General features: G+C 69.7%; 19 protein-coding genes. 8 read left to right on the top strand and 11 right to left on the bottom strand.

Going from position 1 to position 22,715, the window contains the following annotated elements; translation table 11 throughout:
- Position 1: 1 nt before the first annotated feature.
- The 11 genes from IEZ09_RS02055 to IEZ09_RS02005 all read right to left on the bottom strand — a co-directional run bounded on the left by IEZ09_RS02055 (position 2) and on the right by IEZ09_RS02005 (position 13,751).
- A complete protein-coding gene (locus IEZ09_RS02055) occupies positions 2 to 997 on the bottom strand; it encodes a GDP-mannose 4,6-dehydratase (protein ID WP_189251762.1) in 996 nt (331 codons plus the stop codon).
- Between the two features lie 27 nt (positions 998 to 1,024).
- The gene (locus IEZ09_RS02050; protein ID WP_189251761.1) at positions 1,025 to 2,455 is read right to left on the bottom strand and encodes a hypothetical protein; all 1,431 of its coding nucleotides are present in this window, start codon (positions 2,453 to 2,455) and stop codon (positions 1,025 to 1,027) included.
- A complete protein-coding gene (gene pelF, locus IEZ09_RS02045; RefSeq protein WP_229812173.1) occupies positions 2,452 to 3,897 on the bottom strand; it encodes a GT4 family glycosyltransferase PelF in 1,446 nt (481 codons plus the stop codon). Before pelF ends, IEZ09_RS02050 begins: the two co-directional genes overlap by 4 nt.
- Positions 3,898 to 3,919: 22 nt before the next feature.
- The gene (locus tag IEZ09_RS02040; protein WP_189251760.1) at positions 3,920 to 5,965 is read right to left on the bottom strand and encodes a hypothetical protein; all 2,046 of its coding nucleotides are present in this window, start codon (positions 5,963 to 5,965) and stop codon (positions 3,920 to 3,922) included.
- A 171-nt stretch (positions 5,966 to 6,136) separates the two neighbouring features.
- The gene (locus IEZ09_RS02035; RefSeq protein WP_189251759.1) at positions 6,137 to 6,880 is read right to left on the bottom strand and encodes a response regulator transcription factor; all 744 of its coding nucleotides are present in this window, start codon (positions 6,878 to 6,880) and stop codon (positions 6,137 to 6,139) included.
- Positions 6,864 to 8,015: a glycosyltransferase gene (locus IEZ09_RS02030; protein WP_189251758.1), complete on the bottom strand. Its 1,152-nt coding sequence runs from the start codon at positions 8,013 to 8,015 to the stop codon at positions 6,864 to 6,866. Before IEZ09_RS02030 ends, IEZ09_RS02035 begins: the two co-directional genes overlap by 17 nt.
- Complete coding sequence (locus IEZ09_RS02025) at positions 8,012 to 9,361, bottom strand: sugar transferase (protein WP_189251757.1); 1,350 nt, start codon at positions 9,359 to 9,361, stop codon at positions 8,012 to 8,014. The genes IEZ09_RS02030 and IEZ09_RS02025 overlap by 4 nt, the downstream gene beginning before the upstream one ends.
- Positions 9,358 to 10,539 (bottom strand): NAD(P)-binding domain-containing protein, encoded by a 1,182-nt coding sequence (locus IEZ09_RS02020; protein ID WP_189251756.1) that lies wholly within the window; start codon positions 10,537 to 10,539, stop codon positions 9,358 to 9,360. The genes IEZ09_RS02025 and IEZ09_RS02020 overlap by 4 nt, the downstream gene beginning before the upstream one ends.
- Entirely contained in the window at positions 10,536 to 11,825 is a 1,290-nt protein-coding gene (locus IEZ09_RS02015) for a carboxylate--amine ligase (RefSeq protein WP_189251755.1), read from the bottom strand. Before IEZ09_RS02015 ends, IEZ09_RS02020 begins: the two co-directional genes overlap by 4 nt.
- 34 nt (positions 11,826 to 11,859) lie before the next feature.
- The gene (locus IEZ09_RS02010) at positions 11,860 to 13,005 is read right to left on the bottom strand and encodes a glycosyltransferase (RefSeq protein WP_189251754.1); all 1,146 of its coding nucleotides are present in this window, start codon (positions 13,003 to 13,005) and stop codon (positions 11,860 to 11,862) included.
- A gap of 5 nt (positions 13,006 to 13,010) precedes the next feature.
- Entirely contained in the window at positions 13,011 to 13,751 is a 741-nt protein-coding gene (locus IEZ09_RS02005; RefSeq protein ID WP_229812172.1) for a polysaccharide deacetylase family protein, read from the bottom strand.
- 220 nt (positions 13,752 to 13,971) lie between these two features.
- Between IEZ09_RS02005 and IEZ09_RS02000 the strand changes: the two genes are divergently transcribed.
- From IEZ09_RS02000 to IEZ09_RS01965, 8 genes are all read left to right on the top strand, one after another.
- Positions 13,972 to 14,637, top strand: a complete 666-nt coding sequence (locus IEZ09_RS02000) for a sensor histidine kinase (protein WP_189251753.1) — start codon at positions 13,972 to 13,974, stop codon at positions 14,635 to 14,637.
- Entirely contained in the window at positions 14,615 to 15,268 is a 654-nt protein-coding gene (locus IEZ09_RS01995) for a LuxR C-terminal-related transcriptional regulator (protein ID WP_189251752.1), read from the top strand. The genes IEZ09_RS02000 and IEZ09_RS01995 overlap by 23 nt, the downstream gene beginning before the upstream one ends.
- A gap of 192 nt (positions 15,269 to 15,460) precedes the next feature.
- Complete coding sequence (locus tag IEZ09_RS01990) at positions 15,461 to 15,721, top strand: hypothetical protein (protein WP_189251751.1); 261 nt, start codon at positions 15,461 to 15,463, stop codon at positions 15,719 to 15,721.
- Between the two features lie 124 nt (positions 15,722 to 15,845).
- Positions 15,846 to 18,539, top strand: coding sequence for an RICIN domain-containing protein (locus tag IEZ09_RS01985; RefSeq protein WP_229812171.1), 2,694 nt, complete (start codon positions 15,846 to 15,848; stop codon positions 18,537 to 18,539).
- A 658-nt stretch (positions 18,540 to 19,197) separates the two neighbouring features.
- Positions 19,198 to 19,371, top strand: a complete 174-nt coding sequence (locus tag IEZ09_RS01980) for a hypothetical protein (protein WP_189251750.1) — start codon at positions 19,198 to 19,200, stop codon at positions 19,369 to 19,371.
- Positions 19,356 to 19,916: a DJ-1/PfpI family protein gene (locus IEZ09_RS01975; RefSeq protein ID WP_189251749.1), complete on the top strand. Its 561-nt coding sequence runs from the start codon at positions 19,356 to 19,358 to the stop codon at positions 19,914 to 19,916. Before IEZ09_RS01980 ends, IEZ09_RS01975 begins: the two co-directional genes overlap by 16 nt.
- A 245-nt stretch (positions 19,917 to 20,161) precedes the next feature.
- Complete coding sequence (locus IEZ09_RS01970; protein ID WP_189251748.1) at positions 20,162 to 21,673, top strand: sugar ABC transporter ATP-binding protein; 1,512 nt, start codon at positions 20,162 to 20,164, stop codon at positions 21,671 to 21,673.
- A complete protein-coding gene (locus IEZ09_RS01965) occupies positions 21,670 to 22,701 on the top strand; it encodes an ABC transporter permease (protein ID WP_189251747.1) in 1,032 nt (343 codons plus the stop codon). Before IEZ09_RS01970 ends, IEZ09_RS01965 begins: the two co-directional genes overlap by 4 nt.
- Positions 22,702 to 22,715 lie beyond the last annotated feature (14 nt).

Here is a 22,715-nt window from a genome sequence, read left to right as displayed (position 1 = left end):
GTCACTGGTTGTACTCGCCGGGCCGGTAGCGGGCCAGGTTGGCGGGATCGGACATCCACTCGATGGTCTTTCTCAGGCCTTCCTCGCGGCTGTGGCGCGGGTGCCAGCCGGTGCGGTCGGTCAGCTTCGTCGCGTCGCACACCAGTCGCATGACCTCGGAGTCCTTGGGGCGGACGCGTTGCGCGTCCTCGTCGATGACGGCGTCGGCGCCCATCACCCGCGCGATGTCGCCCGCGAGCGTGCCGATCGACACCTCCGTCCCGGTGCCGGCGTTGAAGACCTCACCGAGCACCGCCGACGCCGGCGCGGTGCCCACCGCGATGAACGCCTCCGCCGTGTCGGTCACGTAGGTGAAGTCCCTGGTCGGAGCCAGCGCGCCGAGCTTGAGCCGATGTGCGCCGGCCGCGAGCTGGGTGATGACCGTCGGGATGACCGCACGCGCCGACTGCCGTGGGCCGAAGGTGTTGAACGGCCGGAGCGTGACCGCGGGGACCTCGAAGCTCAGGTGGTAGGACTCGACCAGCATGTCGGCCGCGATCTTCGACGAGGCGTACGGCGACTGCGCCTGCAACGGGTGCTGCTCGCTGATCGGGACCGTTCGGGCGGTGCCGTAGGTCTCGCTGGTGGAGGTGTGCACCAGGCGCGGGGTCCGGCAGGTGCGCACCGCTTCGAGCACGTGTAGCGTGCCGATCGTGTTGGTGTCCACAAAGGACCTCGGAGCGGCGTAGGAGTACGGCACCGATCCCAGCGCGGCCAGGTGGTAGACGACTTCGGCGTCCTCCACCACGCGCTGAACCGACGCGGGGTCCCGCACGTCGCCGAAGACCACGTCGACCTGTGCCCGCACGTCGTCGTCGAGCGTGTCCAGCCAGCCCCGTGAGCTGAACATGTTGTAGAGAACCATGGCGCGGACCCGGTGCCCGCGCCGCACCAGCGCCTCCACCAGGTGTGAGCCGATGAAGCCCTCGGCGCCGGTGACTGCGACAAGACCCGCCATGAACCGATCCCTTCTCTGTCCAGTGCCTTACCCGTGCCGGATCGCCTTGCACAGGACGGCCACGGCGTACAACGTGAGGAACAGCAGCAGTCCGCCGGTCGCGGCGAGCTGGGCGGGCACGCCGAGCCCGCGGGCGGCGAACTCCGCGGCGAACGCGGCCCCGCACGCGACCAGGGGCACCAGACGGCAGCCCATCGTCTGCAGCAGCAATGCCAGGAACATCGCACCGCCGAGCGCCAGGTAGGCCACGACCTGAGGTGCTGACGTCCACTGCGGGTCGACGAGGCCGAGCGCCGTCGCACCCGTCACGACCGCGGCGACGAGCACGACGGTGGCGGTCAGGTACTGGGCGAGCGCGGCCAGCAGGATCAGCGCGGACCGGCGGCGGAACCGGCCGACCCTGCCGGTGCCGCGCAGCAGTCTCGCGCAGCGGCGGCGGTACCAGTACAACGTCCACTCGGCGACGCCCATGCTCAGCGACAGCGGTATCGCGGCCAGCAGGGCACCGGGGTTGACGCCCGATCCGCCGGCACCCCACCCCGGCACCACCGGGAAGGCGATCAGCAGCGCTGCGAGAAGGCCGAACACCGCACTCGGCAACGCGGCCAGCACTTCGTTGCCGGACAACACCTTCCGTTCGCCACCACGAGTCAGCCACGCCGCGAGCACCGCGCCCAGCAGCGGCGTCGCGGCCAGCGCGCACGCCGTCGCCAGCGCGAGTCCGGACGGCTTGCCGAGCACCAGGAACCCGGTGCCTGCCAGGCATCCGGGTGCCAGGACGACCAGCAGCAGCCGTTCGGCCCGCAGCACCATCAGCACTGTCGCGCTCAGCAGGTACAGCCCCTGGCCGACGGCGAAAGCCATTGCCGGCACCCGCGCCGAGGTGATCGTCCCCGCCACCCAGACCGCTCCGGTGACCCCGGCGAGCAGGACGAACATCCCCCAGCGCAGCACGTGTCGGGTGCCGGCGTCGTCGCCCCGGCCGAGCCGCAGGTAGCCGAGGTAGGCCAGTCCCTGGCTGGCTGACCACGACGCCAGCATCGACACGAGCAGCACGGTGATGGCACCGGGGCCGCTGAGCAGGCCGGTCGCCGCGGGGAAGCACACCGCGGGCAGGCTGTAGAGCAGGCCGTGCAGTGCGGGGCGGCCGAAGCCCTGTCGCCACGGGTCCGGCGGGCTTTCCGGTTCGGCCGGCCGCACGGGCACGCGCCGGTGCATCTCCTCGGCGAGCGCGAACACGTCCGGGAAGCCGTACTTCGCTTGCACGGCTTGGTCGTTGAGCCCGTCGAACTCCAGCGACGCGGCGATTTCCAGTGGATCGGTCGCCGACCGGCACACCTCGGCGAGCTGCTCGCACAGTGCGTCGACACCGTCCTGAGCGGGGGCGGCGGGCGGGGTGTCCAGCAACGCGCCGGTGACTTCCGGCTGCTGCAGGCCCGACAGGGTTCCGGCGCTCATCTGCCGTCTCCGTCCGGAAAACCGGGGACGAGACCGGCGGCGACGCGCACGTAGAGGTCGTCGAAGGTCTCGATCGCCTGGTCGACGGTGAAGAACTGGAGCGCTCTGCTGCGGGCCTCGACGCCGAGCCGCTTGCGCAGCTCCGCGTCACGCAACAGGACCAGGCACGCGTCGGAAAGCGCTTCGGGGTTGCGGGGCGGCACCACGATCCCGGTGTCGGCGATCGCCTCGGTCACGCCGCCGACATCGGTCGCGACACAGGGCCGTCCACAGGTCATCGCCTCGATCACGCTGTAGGGGAAGCCTTCCGAAAGGCTGGAGAGCACCACGACGTGGCCTGCTTCGTAGGCGTCGCGGATGTTCTCGACCCTGCCTTCGAACGTCGTGGCCGTGCCGACGCCGAGTTCGGCCGCGAGCTCCTCGCACTGCCGCAGATAACCCTCGCGGCCGCCGGGCGGCGAGCCGAACAGGCGCAGCCGGGCTTCTGGGAGGACCTGGTGCACCAGCGCGAACGCGCGGATCAGCGTTTCCAGGTCCTTGATCGGATCGATGCGTCCGACCCAGGAGATCGTGGGCGCCTCCGGTTCGGAGTCGAAAGCCGGGAAGTCGGCCGGATTGACTCCGTTGTAGACGGTCTTCACGGATTCCGGGCGCGCGCCGAGCCGCCGTTCCCACCGGGTGTTGTAGACGTTTCCCGGCGTGATCAGTGCGGCTTCGCGGTAGCCCAGCGCGCACAGGTGGTGGAGGAAACGCAGGTACAGCGCCTTCACCGGCCACCGGTACGGGCCCTTGCGGGCGTGCAGGTACTGCTCGCGCAGGTAGATGCCGTGCTCGGTGACGATCAGCGGCCGGCCGTGCCTCCACTTGACGGCCAGCGCGGGCAGCACGCCGAGGCCGTTCGTCACCGCGTGCACCACGTCCGCCGGCGCCGGTGGGTGCGACAGCGCCCTCAACGAGTGGTCGAGCAGCTGCAGCGCGGTCAGCACGTCGTGCAGGCTGGGCGGGCTCGGCGCCTCGTCCGGCCGGCGTTCACACCACCGGCGCGCGAACTCGTCGAACGCCTCCTCCGTCGCGAACGCGCCGCTGAGACTTTCCTCCTGCGCGTACTCGAACAACTCCCGCAGCACCAGGCCGAAGCGAGCGGGCGCTGCCGCGGAGTCGTCCATCAACGCGTCGACCAGTTCGGTGAGCAGGGGAGTGAACCGGCGCCGCCCGGCCCGGCCAGGCCTGCGCCCGGCCGGACCGCTGCCCCACAACGGCACGCTGACGACCGAGGCGACGTTCGCCGGGAGCTCCCACGAGGGTCGCTCGACCCCGGTGGCCACCAGCGCCACCACGTGGAAGTCGTGTTCCGGCATGCCGCGGATCAGCTGATCGCACCACACGCTGACCCCGCCGAACTGGTGGGGATAGGTGCCCTCGGTCATCATCGCGATCTTCATCGTTCACCCGTCTCGCGGTTCGCTACGGCGACGTCGGGAACGGCGTGGACGGCAACGTGAACCTCGCCCCGGCCGTACCCAGCGTCGTGTAGTCGGATCGCTGACCGGCGTACGCGTTGCCGAAGGTCGCGGTGCCGAGCTTCGTCTGGTTCGGCACGGTCATCGGCACCTGCGTGCCCGCGGGACCGGTGACGACGACGGTGTTGCCCTGGACGTAACCCGAGACCGTGCCGGCGTTCCGCGTGGCGGCCCAGGCGTTCTGCGCTGCCAGCGCCTGCCCTTCCTGGGTCATGGTCGCGTTCACGACCGGCGTGTTCGCGTTGAAGACACCGCGGTAGGCACTGAGCACACCGCTCATCACCTGGTACGCCAGCCGGTCCTGAACCAGGTTGCTCTGGTGCATGTAGAACGGCCGCGGGTCGTTCTGCAGCACGTAGCCGAGCGTGATCTGGATCTGTTGCGGCAGGATGTAGGTGTCCCAGCCGGTGTTCCGGTCCAACGGCGCGATGCACGTCGTCGTCGGGTTGTTCTCGCAGATCCCGCTGCCGCCGTCGGCTTGTGAGGTGTAGAGCCAGTTGTACTCCGAGACCTCGTCCACCTCTTTCGCGACGTTGTAGAACACGTTGATCGGGTGCCGGGGCAGCCCGGTCGCCGCGCCGACGGCGCGCAGGTTCGGCTCGCGCGAGGCGTCCAGTCCGACCCACCTGATCCCGTTGGGACCGAGCGCGGCGTTGAAGTTCGGGTTGTCCAGCGGCTGCTGCGGCAGGATGAACGTGCCGGAGTGCTCGCCGGCCACCAGCTCACCGCCGCGCACCGGGATGCCGTTCTGCCTCGCCCACGAGACGTTGTTCTTGATCTCGCCGTTGATCGTGGCGCTGCTGACCCAGACGGTGTTGCCGGCCGCGTCGGTGCTGCACCGCCACGGGATCACCGTGAAGTCCTGCACGCAGCCGAGGTACGGGTGCGTGTAGGTGTGGTTGACCCAGCGGAACCGGCTGGGACCGTTGAGCTGGAACGAGAGCAGCAGCGGGTCGAACAGCCCGCCGTTGTCCTGGAGGTACTGCGCCGACGCCCCGCCGTTGTACAGCATGTCGAGCGTGAAGTTGTTCTGCTGCTGCCACTGCACGGCGTAGTTGACGTCGGAGCCGGTCATCCGCACCGGCGTGGTCTCCGGCGTGCCGGGCGGGCAGACCCCGTCTCCCGGTGTGCACTTGCCGATGTCGCTCCAGATCGCGTCGTAGCTGAACACGTCGTCGATGTGGACGCTGAAGTAGTTGCGCCAGTATCCGAAGTGGACGCCCTTGGTGACCCAGTCGATGATGCCGTGCGCGAGGTAGCGGAACTGGCCCTGGTAGTAGTTGTAGCCGAAGCTGATCTCCAGCTGCTGCCGGGTTCCGGTCGTGTACACACCGGCGAGCGTCGCGGTCGTGGTGGTACCGGGAATCGTCGCGGTCAGCATCGGTGTGAACGACGACGTCGCGGTGTTCGGCAGCGGCTGGCCCAGGTAGCCGTACGAGGTGGGGCCGCCGGGAGTGCCGTCGAACTTGAAGGTGCCGCCGAGATAGCGGAACGCGTCCGAGCGCGCCGCGCTGGTCACGGTGACCTTCGTGCCGTCGAGCGAACCCGCGTAGGTGGGCGTGTTCATGCCGACGTTCGGGGTCGGGTAGACGAAGCTGTCGACCTCGCGGATCGCATACGACGTTTCGTACGCGGTCAGTGCGGCCCGCTCCTCCGGTGCCAGCCCCAACGGGGAGTCGCTCGGCAGCACCACGCCCTGGAACTTCGCGTGCGGCGTGCCATCAGCGAGTGTGCCGGCCAGGAAGGAGCTCGTGATGGCCGGGCGCGCGCCGTTGTTGAGATCGACGACGGTCGTGGCGACACCTTCGGACGCCATCTGCTGGCGGATCGCCTCCACCCAGGGCGTTCCGTCGGTGACCACGAGAACGTTCAGGTCGACACGGGGCGGGCCCGCCGCGACGGCGGTGCTCGCCGTCACGCCCAGCCCGCAGACGCACGCTGCTGCCATGATCAGGGCGGTGGCGGAACGCCACCTTCTCGAGTGTTTCACGCCAGCCCCTCTACGTGTGGGTCGAAGCCCGGCGAATGGGCACGCCGGCCGAAACCGGTGTTGCTGCGACGCTAAGCCGCGCCACGGCTGGACAACTCATCAAGCAGGACTACTGCGATTACGACTTCGGACCGGTTGTTCGCCGGCCGGTGGCCTCGCACTTCCTCTGCGTCACAACTGACGGCGCGTCCGTGAAGCTGAGGACGGCCGCATTCCCGACGACATCGCGATCCGGATCGCGTCGAGGCTGCTGCCCACGCCGAGTTTGGTCAGGATCTTGTGGGTGTGCGTGCGCACCGTGTTGGTCGACACGCTCAGTTCGCGCGCGATCTCCGCGCGCCGCTTGCCTTCCACCATGCTGGCCAGCACTTCGCGCTCGCGGCGGCTCAGCGTGTCGAGCGGTCCGGTGCGCTCCTGCGCACGGCGGACGTCGGCCCGCAGTGCCCGCAGCACCTCGCCGAGGTGGACCGCCGGGTAGCTGGCCTGCCCGAGACCGGCGGCGCGCAGGACGCCGATGAGGTGCTCGACCGTGCTTTCCTTGGGCACCCAGGCGATCACGCCCGCTCTGGCCGCGGCCACCGCGAGCGCGGTCTGCGTGCACTCGGTGAGTGCGACGACGTGCCCGCCGGGAACGGCACCGGCCAGCTCGTCGAGCAGCTGCCCCGGTTCCGCACCGCAGTGTCCTATCTCGACGGTCACGACGTCGGGGCGGAGTGCGGCGATTCGCTCCAGCAGCAACGGGTCGTGCACCGCCGCCCCGCCCACGACGCACACACCCGGTGCCAGGGACAGCCGTGCGGCGAGCGCGTCGCGAAGCATCTGATGGTCGTCGACGAGGAAGATGCGAACCAGGTCCGGTGCGTGGAGCCGGGCGGCCACCTCGAACTCGTCGCGGAAGTCATTGTGCGTTCGCATGGTCCCGCTCCCGATCCCTCGCTCCGGGGATTTCGCGCCGCAGCAGCTGTCTGCGTCGTGCGAGGCTCTCGTAGAGGCCGTCGATCCTCGCCGCGACGGACGCGATGCCGTACCGGTCGACCACCTCGGGCACCGACTGCCTCGGACGCGGCCAGGCATCGATCTCCTTCGCGATCTCGTCGCGCAACTCGGGCACCGCGTCCGGCACCTGCCGAGCCCGGTCGGTCACGATCCCGTCCAGCGCCGGGCAGGCGGTGAACAGCGCAGGCATCCCGTTCGCCAGCGCTTCGAGCACGGACAGGCCGAACGTTTCCTGCGCGGAGGTGGACACGTACAGATCCAGCGCGGACAGCATCGCCACGCCGTCGGCCTGATAGCCGGCGAAGATCACGTGGCCGGCGACTCCGGCAGCGGCCGCGACGCCCTCCAGCCGTTCCCGGTCGGCGCCTTGACCGACGATCAGCATCTTCCGGGTTTCGCCCAGCAGCGGGGCGGCGGCCCGGATCGCGAGGTCGATCCGCTTCGCGGCGTCGAGGCGGCCCATCACGCCCACCACGAACGCGTTCTGCGCGATCCCGAGCCGCTGCCGCGCTTCGGCGCGCTTGGCCGGGTCGAACGCGAGGTCGCCGAACTCCAGCCCGTTGGGAATGGTGACGATCTTGCGTGCCGGCACGCCCCACCGGACCAGCCGTTGCCGGACCGTGTCCGACACCGCGACGGTCACGTCGGAGAACAGGTCCGTCGCCAGGTACAGCGCCCGGACGCCGAGCGTCATGGGGCGGCGCTCGATGTGGGTCTCACCGATCGAGTGCTCGCTGGTCACCACGACCGGGGTGCGGGCCAGCCAGGCCGCGGTCCTGCCGTAGACGCACGCGCGATACAGGTGGACGTGCACGACGTCGAACCGTTCCGACCAGAGCAGGCGAGCCAGCCGCGGCACCGCGGACAGCTGGGTGTTGCGCCGCATCCCGAGATCCCGCACGCGGCCGCCGTCGGCCGTGATCATCGCGGCCACCGTGGCGGGGTTGTAGAGGGTGAGCACTTCGCCGTCGTGGCGGCTGTGCTGGAGCAGCATCCGGACCTGCAGCTCGGCGCCGCCCACGTCCAGCCCGGTGATGATGTGCAGAACTCTCACTGTCGCTCTCCTTCGGATCGGCGCAGGCCGGCCAGCGGTGTGCGGAGGGTGCGGGCGAGGACGACCAGGTCCGTCCACAGTGACCAGTGCTCGACGTAGGCGTTGTCGAAGCGGACGCGCTCCCGGATCGAGGTGTCGCCGTGCAACCCGTGGACCTGCGCCCAGCCGGTCAGCCCGGCGAGCACCCGGTGGCGGTCGGCGTAGCCGGGGACGGTGGTGGCGAAGCGGGCCGCGAAGTACGGCCGTTCCGGCCGCGGCCCGACGAGCGACAGATCTCCGCGCAGCACGCACCACAGCTGCGGCAGCTCGTCGAAATGGGTCGCGCGCAGCCACCACCGCAGCCGGCTCCCGGGTTCCGGCACGGCCCAGCTCGTGTCCGGAGCCGGATCGTCGAGCGTGCGCAGCTTGAGGACGGGCACGCACTCCCCGTCCCGGCTCAGCCGCAGCTGGCGGAACAGCACCGGGCTGCCGTGGCGGACCCGCAGGGCGGCCATCAGGATCGCCAGCAGCGGCGAGAGCAGGACGAGCAGCGCGGTGGCGGCGACCAGATCGAAAACCCGTTTCGCGAACCGGTTTCCGCACACGGACCGGAGGGTGACGAGCGGGATCCCGTGGATCTCGTCCCGGTACCGTGCCGGGATCGTCGTGCCCAGCTCGTACAACCGCGGCACCACGTGAACCCGCACCGCCCGGCGAGCGCGCAGGACCGGCACGAGTTGCGCGTCGCTCACCGCGGGAAAGCAGACGACCACGTGCCGCACCTGGTGCCGGGCCACCACCGCGGACAGTTCGGCGGGAGTGCCGAGCAACGGCAGCCCGGCTGCCGGCCCCGGCGGGAGGTGGTCGACGAAACCGACCGCGCGGAGCCCGAATTCGGGATGGGCACCCAGGATTCGCGCGAGTTCGATGCCGAGCGTGCCGGTGCCGATGATGACCGTCGGCTCGGCCAGCCGGTGCCGGCGTCGAGCGGCGCGAAGCGCCGCGTAGCAGGCCGGCCTGACCACCACCGCCGCCACGCTGGTGGCGACGACGAGGGCGACGCCCACCCAGGGCCGCATCAGCACGGCGGGTACCGCCACCGCGAGCGCGAACCAGGGCAGTTCCTCGCCGAACCGCGGACAGATCCGCACCCGTTGCGTTCCGGACGACCGCAGCACGGTGAGCACCGCGGCCGCGTACGCGATCGCGGTCCACTTCCACCCGGTCACTCCTGCCGCGACGAGCACGGCGACCGTGTCTCCCGCCGGGATCACCGCGGACGCGGCGCGAAAACCGCCCAAGGCGCGCACCGGTTCCCGCCGTCCGCTTTGGGCCGGTGGGTGGGTGACGGCCGCCCTGAAGCTCATCCGAGTTCCCGCGCGATGGTGCGGGCCGCGTAGTCCGCGCCGTAGACGAACCGCATGACAGGCCCGAACGAGGCGGCCACCGCGGGGCCGGCGAAGAACAGGCCGGACACGTTGGAGTGGAAGCCCGGACCCACCCAAGGGGCACCGTCGATCAACCGCAGCCGTGCCTGCAACCTCTGGTCCAAGAACGACAACCGCCGTGCGCGAGGCCGGTAACCGGTGGCCGCGATGACGTGCTGGGTCTCGAGTTGCGCGAGGCCGTCCGGTGTCGACACGCGGAGCCGCACGCCGCCGAAGATGGGCTGGCATCCGAGCACCGAACGTCCCAGCAGCACCGGGAACTCCCCTTCGGTCCGCGCACGCAGCCACCACGCGCCGGCCGGTCCGAGCGCGGTGCGGGCGCGGTTCACCCGCAGGCCGGAGGGAAGCCGGCGGTACAGCCGCGGGCGCGTCGAGTAGAACCAGGTGGACCAGCCAGAGCCGAGACCTGCTTCCGGTTCACGCCAGCGCTGCAGCACCGGGCGGTCGGGCGCGAGCGGCGGGCCGTTCCAGACCAGCCGGTGCGCGCGGGCGACCAGCCGCACGCTCGCGCCGTGCTCGTGCAGCAACGTCGCCGACTCCAGCGCGGACTGGCCCGCGCCGACGACGATCACGTCCTTGCCGCGGAAGGTGCTCAGATCCGTGTGCGCGGAGCTGTGCGAGCACACGCTCTCCGGCAGTCCGGCGAATTCCCTTGGCAGATGGGCGAAGTACTGCACGCCCGGGGCGAAGACCACCTTGCCGGCCCGGACGGTGTCGCCCCCTTCGACGGCGAGTTCGAAGCGGTCTCCGGCGGCGCTGACCCGTTCGACGAGCCGCTCGTCGAGGTCGGGTGCGTGCGCGTCGCGGAACCAATCGCCGTAGGCGACGAAGGTGTCGAGCGCGACCGGGACGCCGTAGTCGGCGTAGACCCGACCGGTTTCGCGGCAGAACTCGCGCAGCGTGTGCTTGCCGTCCGGGTCGGACAGATTCGACGCGAACCCTTGCGACTTCAGGAACATCCCCTCGGGCATCGCGCTTCGCCACAGCTGCATCGGAACACCGAAGTGGCGGAATCGCACCCCGAGCCCCTGCAGGTGCGCGGCGATCGACAGGCCGTACGGGCCCGCGCCGACCACGGCGACGTCGGTCTCGATCATCGGCTTCCCCTTTCGGAGTGGCTGGTGGCCCGGCCCGGCCGGAATCGCGGCGGCGCCGGCGTGTGGGATCTGTTTCGCGGCGGAAACGGCCGGCGCAGGACGCGCCAGCCCAGGCGAGCGCACATCAGCCCGAACGGCCGCAGGTCGTCGCGTGCGAACCACGCCAGCTCGTCCACCTCGCGCAACGAGCGCAGCCAGGTGCGCAGGTCCAGCTCGCCCCGCCGCCAGTACCCGGCGGCCGCGATCGGGTCGTAGTTCTCGACGAGGAAACCCCGGTCGACCGGCCGGCCCTGCGGGATCTCGCGGCCGGTGAGGTCCAGGTGCGCGGCGACCGCCACGTCCACCCCGGTGTCGTCGGTGAACAGCCGGAACTGCGCGCCCAGGCGAGGGTTGAAGTCGAGCAGCTTGTACTGCCCGTCGCGCGGGTCGCGGCGCAGGTCGAGGTCCATGATCCCGCGGTAGCCGAGTCTGGCGAGCAGGTCCCGCGCACCCGCGGCGAGTTCGGCGTTCTGCTCGGCGCGCCCGAACGCGGTGAGCCCGGCGTGCGCCGGGTACGAGCGGCGCTTGCGACCGGTGAAGGCGGGGCGGCAGATCGAGCGCGCGTCGCAGTACCCGTGGAAGAACCAGTCAGCGTCCGCACCGCCGGGCAGGTACTCCTGGAGCATCAACGAGGTGCCGCGGGCTCGGTCGAACAGCGCGCTCAGCTCTTCGCGCGTGCGCACGAGAGTGGTGCTCCGCTGCCGCCTGCCGCGCTCGTGCCACGGCCGGACCAGCTTGACGATCACCGGAAACCCCGCCGTGTCCAGGAATTCCGCGGCCTCTCCGAGCGACGACGCGCGGGTCGTCGCGGCACAGGGGACTCCGAACCGGCGGCACAGCTCGTACAGCGCGTACTTGTCGGCGACCTGCCGGGGCAGGCCCGGATCGGGCTTCGGGAACAGGAACGCCTCGCGCAGGCCGGCTTCGTGCTCGGCGACGAACAGCGCACCCGCGTCGTCGGTGGGCAGCAGCACGCTCCGGCGTCCGATCCGGTCCGCGAGCCGCAGCAGGCCGAGTCGCACCCGGTCGGCGTCCTCGGTGCCGGGCCGCCACACCCAGCCGCCCCGCAGGTACCGCGACGCGCCGGCCGGGGTGAACCGCTCCTCCTGCACCGCGTAGACCGGAACGCCGAGCCGGCCCAGGCTCCGGATCACGCCCAGCCCGCCGTGGTGGAACACGTTCGCGTCGAGCTTGAGCACGAGCGCGGGCGTGTCCCGGTCCAGTTCGGGTGGGCAGGGCTGCGGCATGAACGGCTCCTGGAGATCCGGGGTGGGAAGACCGTCACACGGCGGTCGGACGAGGTCCTCGTTCAAGCGGATGAGGTTCTCTATGCCCAACGCATGGGTTTGCTGAACGGGCGGCGTTCTCCGTCACTTCGGCGAGGCGTGCGAAGGTCTCGCGCACGTCGAACTCCCGTCGCACGAGCCGGGCTCCGGCCCTGCCCTCCGCTTCGGCGCGGGCGGGATCGGCGAGCAGGCGGAGGATCTCGTGACCGATGGCGGCGGTGGCGACCGCCGCGCCGGTGCCCGGCCGGACCACCTCGGCGAGCCCGTCGACGTCCGAGGCGACCACGGGCCGGCCACAGGCCAGCGCTTCGAGGGCGCTGAACGGCAGGCCTTCCCATCTCGACGGCTGCACGACCACGTCCGCCGCGTAGAGCCACGGACGCACGTCGCTGACCTCGCCGACCAAATGCACTCCCCGCGCGCCCGGCGGCCGCGTGCCGTCGAGAGGGCCGGCCAGGACGAGCCACGCGTCCGGGCGGAGTGCGAGCACCCTGCGCCATTCGGCGAGCAGCAGGTCCTGCCCCTTCTGGCGGCAGATGCGCCCGACGCAGACCACCAGCGGCACCTCGGGCGCGACTCCGACCATCGCGCGCGCGTGCTCCTTGGACATCCCGTCCAGGCGGAACCGCGTCAGGTCCACTCCGTTCCGGACGACGGCGAACCGGCCACCGATCCCGGACCGCCGCCCCAGCCGCGCCTCTCCGTCGCTCACGCAGACGACCGTGCCGGTCCAGCGGGTGGCGAACCGCTCCCAGCCGAGCGCCAGGTGCGACTGCGCCCCGGTGGCGGCGAGCCACGACCAGCCGTGCGGCTGGAACAGCGTCGGCAGCGCGCCGCGCAGCGCGATCCGGCCGGTGAGACCCGCCTTGGCGCAGTGCAGGTGCACGACGTCGGGCCGGAAGGCGCGAACCAGGCGCGCCAGCTGGAGGGCCTCCCGCACGGTCGCCGCGCCCAGGTCGCGGGTCACGGCCCAGGGCAGGAGTGGAACGCCGTGCCGGGCAAGGGTTTCCGCGAGCCACCCGGTGCCGGGAGCGGCCACCGCGACTCGCCAGGACCGGGCTCGCTGCTCGGCCGCGGCGGCCGCGACGTAGGCGGCGGCACCGCCGGTGGTGGGCTGGACGACGTGCAGGACGGCGACCATCGGTCTCACCCCGGTACGCCGAGCTCGAGCCGGGTCCGGCGCGTCGCCAGTTCGTGCCGCAGCACTTTCGCGGTCAAGCGCAGGTTCTTGTCCCGATCGCCGACGTAGGTTCTGGGGATCGCGAACCGGCCGTCCAGCTCGGAGTGCGCCACCGCGCACGCGTAGTCGTACCCGGCGTCGCGGACCGCGGTGATCGTTTGCCCGTCAACCGCGCCGTAGGGGTAGCAGAAACCCGTCACCGGTGCCTCTGTGATCGATTCCAGAATCGTCCGGCTGCGTTCTATTTCGGCCCGAACTTTTGAATCTCCGGCTGCCGGGAGACGGGTGTGCAGCATTCCGTGCGAACCCACCTCGTTACCCAGCGTGACAATGGTTCGAAGCGCTTTCGCGTCCATGAGCTTTTTCCGCGGGCCGTCGGGGTCCCATTCGTTCACGCCGCCGAGCCGGCCCGCGACGGCGAAAACCGTTCCGGTGAATCCGTACCACGACAGCGTCCGCGTGACGTGGTCGAGGAAATCCGCGTAACCGTCGTCGAAGGTCAGCCCCACCAGACCCGCCGCGGCGCCCCTGCGGTGCGCTGCCAGCAGTTGCCGCATCGACACGCCACGCAGTCCATGCCGCCACAACCAGCGCATCTGCTGGTCGAAGCGGTCCGGCCGGACCGTGATCCGGTACGGGTCGGCGCTGTACCGGTCCACCGAGTGGTACATCAACACCAGTGGCATGCCGGAATCGGAGGTGGTCACGCGATCTCCCGGTGCGGCTCGTGCGGCCGCGCCGCGGCCAGTGTGTGGGCGACGGTAGAAGTCGGGACATCGGTGCGGTTCCTTCACGAGGATGAGGATTTTTAGACCCGCTGGGGGTCAAGGTGCCCAGGTGTGATTGGGCCGAACGACCCTAGTAACGCAGTGCTACAAACCAGCGATTGACAACTCGAAACCGACCTTGCATTGGGTGAGGGCTGCCATGACATCGGAAGTTCATCAATTCCGCCCGCCTGGGGTTGTTGAATGGCGTGATTCCGCAGGTCTGCTGCACGACCTCGGGCACGGCCTGTTCACGTTGTCGTGCCTCGCCGAGACCTTGCTGGCCGCGGACCGAGCCCCCGCGTGGGTGCACCACCGGCTGAGCCTGATCGCCGATGAGACGGACCGCCTGCTCGAACTCGTCCAGCACGCGGCAGGCGACGCGGCCGAACCGCGCCCCGTGGCCGTCCGCACGTTGCTCGACGCGTTGGCCGAAGTGGCACAGCACACCAGCGGAACGACGGTGACGGTCCGGCCGGGCGCACCGGTGTGGCTGGTCACCGACGAGCTTTCGCTGTGGAGGATCTTGACGAACCTCGTCGGCAACGCGGTGCGTGCCGCCGGCCAGGACGGTCTGGTGGAGCTGGCCGCCGAACCGGGGCCGCCGGTGGCGATCACCGTCGCCGACAACGGCCCGGGCTTCGGCAGCGGCCCGCACGGCTGGGCTGGGCAAGGCCTCCGGGTGGTGTCCGAAGCCGCGGACGCCGGCGGTGCCGTGCTGCACTTCGGGCGGCGTTCGCCCCACGGAACCGACGTGCGGCTCGAATTCACCAGCGCATCGCCGAACGCGCCAGGAGCCGTCGATGGCCACACTCGTCATCGGTGACGACCACCGCCTGTTCGCCGACGCGCTGGGCACCGTGCTGATCCAGCAGGGTTTCACCGTGCTCGCCATCGAAGCGGCGCTCGCCACGACGATCGCCGCGGTCGCGCAGACACGTCCGGACCTCTGCCTGCTCGACCGGCATTTCGCCGACGGAGAGGGCACGCGGGCGATCGCCGACGTCCGCCGCGCCGGGGGCGGCGTGACCAAGGTGATCATGCTGACGGCCGACCACGACCCGGAGGGGATGGGGTTCGCGATGGCGTCCGGCGCCGCCGGGTACGTGCACAAGTCCTGCGGACTGGCCGCGCTCGTCGCCGCCATCCGCCGTGCCTACGCGGGCGACGCGGTCGAACTGCTCTCTCCGCCCCCGGTCCGACGTGCCCCGCACGGCCGGGACATGGACGTCATCCGGCTCGCGTCGTTCCTGACCCATCGGGAGCGGCAATGCCTGGCCTTGCTCGCCGACGGGTACGGCACGGCCGCGATGGCACAGCGGCTCGGCGTGTCGACGGCCACGGTGCGCACCCACGTCCAGGCGGTGCTGACCAAACTCGGCGTCCACTCCCGGCTGCAGGCCGCCTCGCTCGCGGTGCAGAACTCCCTTGTGGACAGTGTGGATCTCGCGGAATGACCGGGAAAGCCTCGCCCGGCCCCTCGGTGTCTTCTCCTCGGCCACCACAGCGGCAAAGGCTCGATCCGCTTCACGCAACGTTTGGCGGGCAACGGAATCCCGCCACCGAAGGAAGTTGCACCCTCACTTCTTTCCGTAACAGGGCATGGCAGCAGGCGATACACCCGAAGCGGCGGAATGTGAGGTGTTGTCATGGCTGAGCGGGGCCTGACGGGCTGCGGTGCACGGGCGGTGCTCGGCTCGGCGGTGCTCGTGCTGCTGTCCTGCGCGGTGGGCAACGTGCTGCTCGCGGTCACCGAATCCGTGTGGTGGCCGCTGGCTGTGGGCGTGGGCTGGTGGGGTGTCGCGGTCGGCGTGGCGGTTCAGGCCGAGGCGGCCACCGCGTCAGGATCGGCAGCTCCCCGCGCGGCACGGCCGACGGTGGCTCCCGCTGTGCCGGCTCGTCGCGCGTGAAGTGCAGGACCTTCGTGTCGAACAACTGTGGCAGATATCTGCCACTGCTCCCCAGCGCCGTCCAGCTTGCTGGAAGGTGACGTTGGTTCGCGAGTGGGGTGACCCGAGCGAAGGGGAGAGCAGGGTGAAAACAGCCGTCATGGTCAGAAGGTCGTTGCTGGCCCTCGCGGTGCTGGCGTTCGCCGCACTGCTGCCGGTCACGGCAGGCCAATGGCGTGCCTCGGCCGCCGTCCAGGAAACGTATTACGTCGCTCCCGACGGAAACGATGCCAATCCGGGGACGATCACGGCCCCGTTCAGGACGCTACCGCGTGCACGGGACGCTGTCCGCGCGGTGAACGCGAACATGTCCGGGGACATCCACGTCCTGCTTCGCGGCGGGAACTACCCGATCACCGGCACCGTCGAGTTCACGCCGAGCGACTCGGGCACGAACGGCCATCGGGTCATCTATTCGGCGTACCAGAACGAGACGCCGGTGCTCAGCGGTGGCGTGCAGGTGACAGGTTGGACGCAGCACAGCGGCAACATCTGGAAGGCTCCGCTCAGTCGCGGCAACAAGCTGCGGGCGCTCTACGTCAACGACAAGCGTGCCTTCATGGCCACCAAGACGATCAACTCGCAGGGGTGCTACGGCACGTACAACGTCAACGCCGGTCAGGCTCCGTGGGCGTTGGAGTCGGGCTCGCAGTGTGATGGCGCCAAGTACGGCCTGGCCGACCTGCCCGCGATCTCCCGCAACCCGGACGACATCGAGATCGAGACGGCGACGACCTGGCAGACGGCCATCGCAGGGGTGCGTCAGATCACCACCAGCAGTGACGGCGCCAACCGGGTCGCGCTGTTCCAGCAACCGGGTGGGGCCATTGCGCAGGGCGCGTTCAACGGCAACTTCCAGTCCGGCGGCAGTCACAAGTTCATGAACGCCTACGAGTTCCTCGACGCGCCGGGCGAGTTCTACTTCGACAGGTCGAGCCAAACGGTCTACTACTACAAGGCCGACTCGGAGAACATGGCGACTGCGACGGTCTACGCGCCGAACAACGTGTCCACCCTGCTTCGGGTCGCCGGCACGTCCACGACCAACCACGCGCGCAACATCACGTTCTCCGGCATCACGGTGCAGCACTCGGACTGGAACCTCTTCACCGTGGCCGGCTCCGCGTTCAAACAGGCCCAGCAGGGCAACCTCGGCAACACCGTGTACGTCAAGGGCAACTTCCACGTCTACTACTACCGCAACGTCGACGCCGCGCCGGGCATCATCCAGCTGGAGAACGCCGACGGGATAGCGCTGCTCCGCAACCGGGTGCAGCACACCGGTGTCGACGGGATCAACATGGTCAACGACGTGCAGAACACGCAGTTGATCGGGAACTACACGAACGACATCGCCGGGTCCGCCATCACCGTCGGCCATCCGCAGCACGTCTACATCGGGGACCACACGCCGACGAACCGCGAGAAGTATCCCGCCCAGGTCGAAGGACTTCCGAAGAACATCGAGATCAAGAACAACTACCTGTACGACAGCGCGGTGTTGTTCAACGGGCACAGTCCCATCTCGGCGTACTTCGCCGACACCCTGACCGTGCAGCACAACCGGATCGAAAAGGCACCCTGGAGCGGCATCACCCTCGGCTGGGGCTGGTGGAACTTCGACGGCTCATCGGGTTCCATCGCGCCGAACCGGCCGACGACCACGGCGCGGAACAACAACATCAGCTACAACCACATCATCGACACGGTCCAGCGCCTCAACGACACGGCGCCCATCTACACGCTCGGCAGCCAGCCGGGAACCACGATCAGCAACAACTACCTCCAGGGCGTCCCGTCCGGACACAAGTACGGGCTTCACCCGGACGAAGGATCGGCGTACATCGCCTTCCGCGACAACGTCCTGAGCGTCGACAAGAACGTCACGTGGCTCATCAACTCCGACGACTTCGGACGCAAACACGATCTGAGCATCACCCAGACGTACGGTCCGATCAACAAGGTCTCCAACAAGAACCTGCCGAACAGCACCGTCCAGGACATCCTCGTCTACTCCGACTACGTCTGGCCGGCGGCCGCCCACAGCATCGCCGTGAACTCCGGACTGGAGGACGCCTATCGGGACGTCATCCCGCAGAGCAATCTCTCCCGGCCCGATTACGCGCTGCCCGGCAGCACCTTCGTCGGCGCCGGGGTGCCGTCGATTCCGATCCGGAGCATCGGTGACGCGACCAGGACCGTCTGGCTGGCTCCGCTGGGCACGACGAACTTCGTCCCCGGCTCGACGATGACCAAGGCGAGCGGCACAGCGACGACGATCGACGTCCCGACCACCGCCGGTGACTACCGGCTCTACGTCCTCGACGCGCAGGGAAACCGCTCGGCCGAGTCGAAGTCGCTCGTTCGCCGGCAGGGCAGCGGTGGTCAGCAGGGCGCCACGATCGTGGGCGGCCAGTCCGGGCGGTGCGTCGACATCAGCGGCGCGAGCACGGCCAACGGCGCCCAAGCGCAGTTGTGGGACTGCCACGGCGGCACCAACCAGCGCTTCACCCACACCTCGGGCAAGCAGCTGCAGGTGTACGGAAACAAGTGCCTGGCCGCGAACAACGGAGGCACTGGCAACGGAACCGCCGTCGTGATCTGGGACTGCAACAGCCAGACCAGCCAGCAGTGGAACGTCAACGCCAACGGCACGATCACGGGTGTGCAGTCGGGGTTGTGCCTGGACGCCAACGGCGCCGGTACCGCGAACGGAACCAGGATCATCCTCTGGACCTGCAGTGGCGGAGCCAACCAGCAGTGGAGCCTGCGCACCTGAACCGCTGGAGGATGTGCTGTGCCGCAGACCTGTCTGCGGCACAGCGTCCTTTGTCGAGGATCGCTCTCCATCCATTGTGGACTTTCGCGGCGAAATCGTGTCCGCTCCATTGGTGAGGCCTGCATAAGACTGATCAATGTGCAGTCAGCAGGTGATCAGATGGAGCGATGAGTCATACAAATGGTCTGGACGATCGGGGGCCTGTAGGCAGGTCCTCCTGACGGGTGGGATGCCCTGTCCTCGCTAATGCAGAGTGATCTGCTCTGCTGGTCGGCGTTGGCTTGCGCCTTGTGGAGTAACCCGACTCATCCCGATGACATGTATGACCTATTGACCGGTTCCACCCCAGCCCCTACCGTGGAAACTGTCGGACTAATCGGTTCGCTGGTCAACAAACGAATTAGGTACGTCGCGCGTGTTCGCGCGCACCCTGCCCTCGATTCGAGGAGTACCTGTGACAACGCTGTCTCGTACTCTGTCCAGACCTTCGTGCTCGACGCGGCGGCGCCGCCTGTGATCACCACCAGACGTGCAGTCGGCCGCTTCCACCTTCTTCGGTCCGCCCGGGGCCATGTCCGGAGCGTCCGTCCGTTGTGGACAGAACTCGGAAGTGGTGACCAGCACTAGGGCTTTCCGCTGGCGGACAAGGAGCTCAAGCATGGCACGAGGGCTGTTCGCGGCCGTGTGCCGACCGGCCACGCTGCGCTCCGACGCGACGGGCAAGGTGCTCGACGTCAACGGTTCCTCTTCCGCCACCAGCGATGGCAGCTCCTGCCGCAGAACTGAACGAAACCGCACGGGGAAAGAGGAACGCGCATGGCACGAGTACTGATGCTGGCGGGGGACGCCGCGGAGGAGCTCGATTCGATGTACCCGCTGTTCCGGCTGCGGGAGGACGACCACGAGGTGGTCGTGGCCGCGCCCACGACGCGTCCGGTGCAGCTGGTGGTGCACGACTTCGAGCCGGGGTGCGACGCCTACACGGAGAAGCCCGGTCGCCGGCTGCCCGTGGACCTGGCGTTCGCGGACGTGCGGCCGGAGGAGTACGACGCGCTGGTGATCCCGGGCGGCCGGGCGCCGGAGTACATCCGCACAGACCCGGACGTGGCCCGCATCGTGGCCCACTTCTTCGCGAACGACCTTCCGGTCGGCACGATCTGCCACGGCCCGCAGGTCCCGGCCGCACTGGGACTCCTGCGCGGCCGCACCACGGCCGCGTACCCGCCGTTGAAGCCCGACGTCGAGCTCGCCGGCGCCACCTTCGCCGACGGCCCGGACGTCGTCGACGGCGCGATGGTGTCCTGCCGCGGCTGGCCCGACCTGCCCGAGTGGTCCCGCGCGTTCCTGAGGGTGCTGGCGAAGCAGGCCGACGGCTGACCGTCCACAGTGGATCGTTCGTGATGCCCGCTGCCGTTGCTCTTCAGAGCCAGTTGGTCAAGGGGCAAATTGGCCGATATGTGCCACCTCGGCAACCTTGACCGCGCGAAAAGCGGCTCGTTAGCGTGGCTGCTCTACGGACGAATTCCCTGATGGCACAACGGTTGTTGGCGCATGGAGGACTCAATGGTGAGCTCGCCGGGGCGTGGTCGCGCGCCCGTGTGCTGGTGGACGGGAGCGGCCGGATGACGGTCGCGGCGCCGCTGCTGGAGGTCAGGGGCCTCGTGAAGCGCTTTCCCGGCGTGGTCGCGTTGCAGGGCGTCGACTTCGACGTTCGGGCGGGTGAGGTGCACTGCCTGCTCGGGCAGAACGGGGCGGGCAAGTCGACGCTGATCAAGGTGCTGTCTGGCGCGCACCGGCCGGACGAAGGCGAGATCCGCTGGCAGGGTGAGATCGCCGAGTTCGGCAATCCGACCGCCGCGATGCGCAGTGGTGTGGCCGCCATGTACCAGGAACTGGATCTGGTGGCGGGTCTGTCGGTGGCCGACAACGTGTTCCTCGGTCACGAACTGTCCACAATGGGCTTCACCCGCCGGGCGGAGGCACGTCGGCGGACCCGTGCGCTGCTGGACCGGCTTGGCCATCGCGACATCCCGCCGGACCGCGACGTCGGCCGGCTTTCCGTGGCGCACCAGCAGGTGGTCAGCATGGCCAGGGCGCTGTCGCTGGACAGCAAGCTGCTGATCATGGACGAGCCGTCGGCCGTGCTGGACCCGGACGAGGTGCGGGTCCTGTTCGGCGTCATCCGGGAACTGACCGCTCAGGGCGTGGCCGTGGTCTACATCTCGCACCGGATGGCGGAGATCCGCGAGATCGGTGACCGGGTGACCGTGCTCAAGGACGGCCGGACCGTCGCGGCGGGACTGCCGGCCCGTGAGGTCAGGACCTCCGAGCTGATCGGGCTGATGACCGGGCGGGTGCTGGAGAACGTGTTCCCGCAACGGGTACCGGTCGCGCAGGAGGCGGCGGAGGTGCTGGTGGTGCGCGGACTGGCCGCCGACGGCGGCTTCAGCGGGGTGGACCTCACCGTCCGCGCGGGCGAGGTGGTCGGGCTCGCGGGGCTCGTCGGGTCGGGCCGCTCGGAGATCCTGGAAACCGTCTACGGCGCGCGCAAAGCGACCGACGGCACCGTCGAGGTCGACGGCAGGCGGTTGCGGCGGGGGAGCGTCGGGGCGGCCGTGCGTGCGGGGATGGGCCTGTGCCCGGAGGAGCGCAAGAGCCAGGGACTGCTGCTGGACCAGGCCGTCTACCGCAACATCACCGTCTCGTCGCTGTCGTCGTTCGCCCGCTTCGGCTTCCTGGACGACCGCGCCGAACGGACCCGGTCGAACCGGCTCACCGAGGCGCTGGACGTTCGCCCGCCCGGTGTCGACCGCGTGGTGCGCGGCCTGTCCGGCGGCAACCAGCAGAAGGTCGTGCTCGCACGGTGGCTGTTGCGGGAATGTCGCGTGCTGCTGCTGGACGAACCCACTCGCGGAGTGGACGTGGGCGCGCGCAGCGAGATCTATGAGCTGATCCGCGACCTGGCGGCCAGAGGGGTGGCCGTGGTGGTCGTGTCCAGTGACGTCGAGGAGGTCCTGGGCCTGGCCGACCGCGTCCTGGTGGTGCGTGAGGGCCAGGTCGTCCACTCCGGACCTGCCGACGAGATCGACGAGTCCCGGGTCCTCGACCTGGTCATGGAAGGACATGCCGCATGAGCGAGGACACCGTCGTGACCGCACCGGACAGACCCGCGACCGAGAAGAACGACGCCAGGCGCGGCATCTCCGCGCTGCTCGGGTCCGCTGCCGGTCGCAACACCGGTCTCGTGGTGGCGCTGGTGCTGCTGTGCCTGGCCGGTGTCGTCACCGCCGGCGACCGGTTCGCCGACCTCGACAACGTGCTCACCATCCTGCGGCTCGCGGCGGTGATCGGCGTGGTGAGCGTCGGCATGACGTTCGTGATCACCGGTGGTGGCATCGACCTGTCGGTGGGCGCGATCGTCGCGCTCTCGTCGGTGTGGGCGACGACGCTGGCCACCCAGGGGATCGCCAACAGCACGCACTGGATCGTCGTCGTGTTCACCGCGCTGGCGGTGGGCGGGGCGTGCGGACTGGTCAACGGCGTGCTCATCGCCTACGGCCGGGTCGTGGCGTTCATCGCGACCCTGGCGAGCCTGGCCGCCGCCCGCGGGCTCGCCGAGATCATCTCCAACCGGCGGACGCAGATCCTGGACGTGCGGGGCTTCACGGCGTTCTTCGACGCGTCGGTGCTCGGCGTGCCGGTGCTGGTCGTGATCTTCGCGGTGGTCGCGGCGGCCGGGTGGGTCCTGCTCAACCGCACCACGTTCGGACGGCGGACGTTCGCCGTGGGCGGCAACCCGGAAGCAGCGCGGCTGGCGGGCATCGACGTGCGGCGCCACACCGCCCTGCTCTACACGCTGCTCGGCCTGTGCTGCGGACTGGCCGCCGTCATGCTCATCGCCCGCACCACGACCGGCAGCGCGACCCACGGCGGGCTGTACGAGCTCGACGCGATCGCGGCGGTCGTGATCGGCGGCACGCTGCTGTCCGGTGGCCGCGGCACGATCGCGGGCACCGTCTTCGGCGTCCTGATCTTCACCACGCTGTCGAACGTCTTCACCCTCAACAACCTCTCCATCTCCGCCCAGGCCGTCGCGAAGGGCGCGATCATCGTGGTCGCCGTCCTCCTCCAGCAGCGGCTGGCCAGACGCAGCGGCACCTGATGCCGCCTCCACGA

Source organism: Lentzea flava (assembly GCF_014648475.1).
Taxonomy (GTDB): Bacteria; Actinomycetota; Actinomycetes; order Mycobacteriales; family Pseudonocardiaceae; genus Lentzea; species Lentzea flava.
This window is presented reverse-complemented; position numbering and strand designations above follow the sequence as displayed.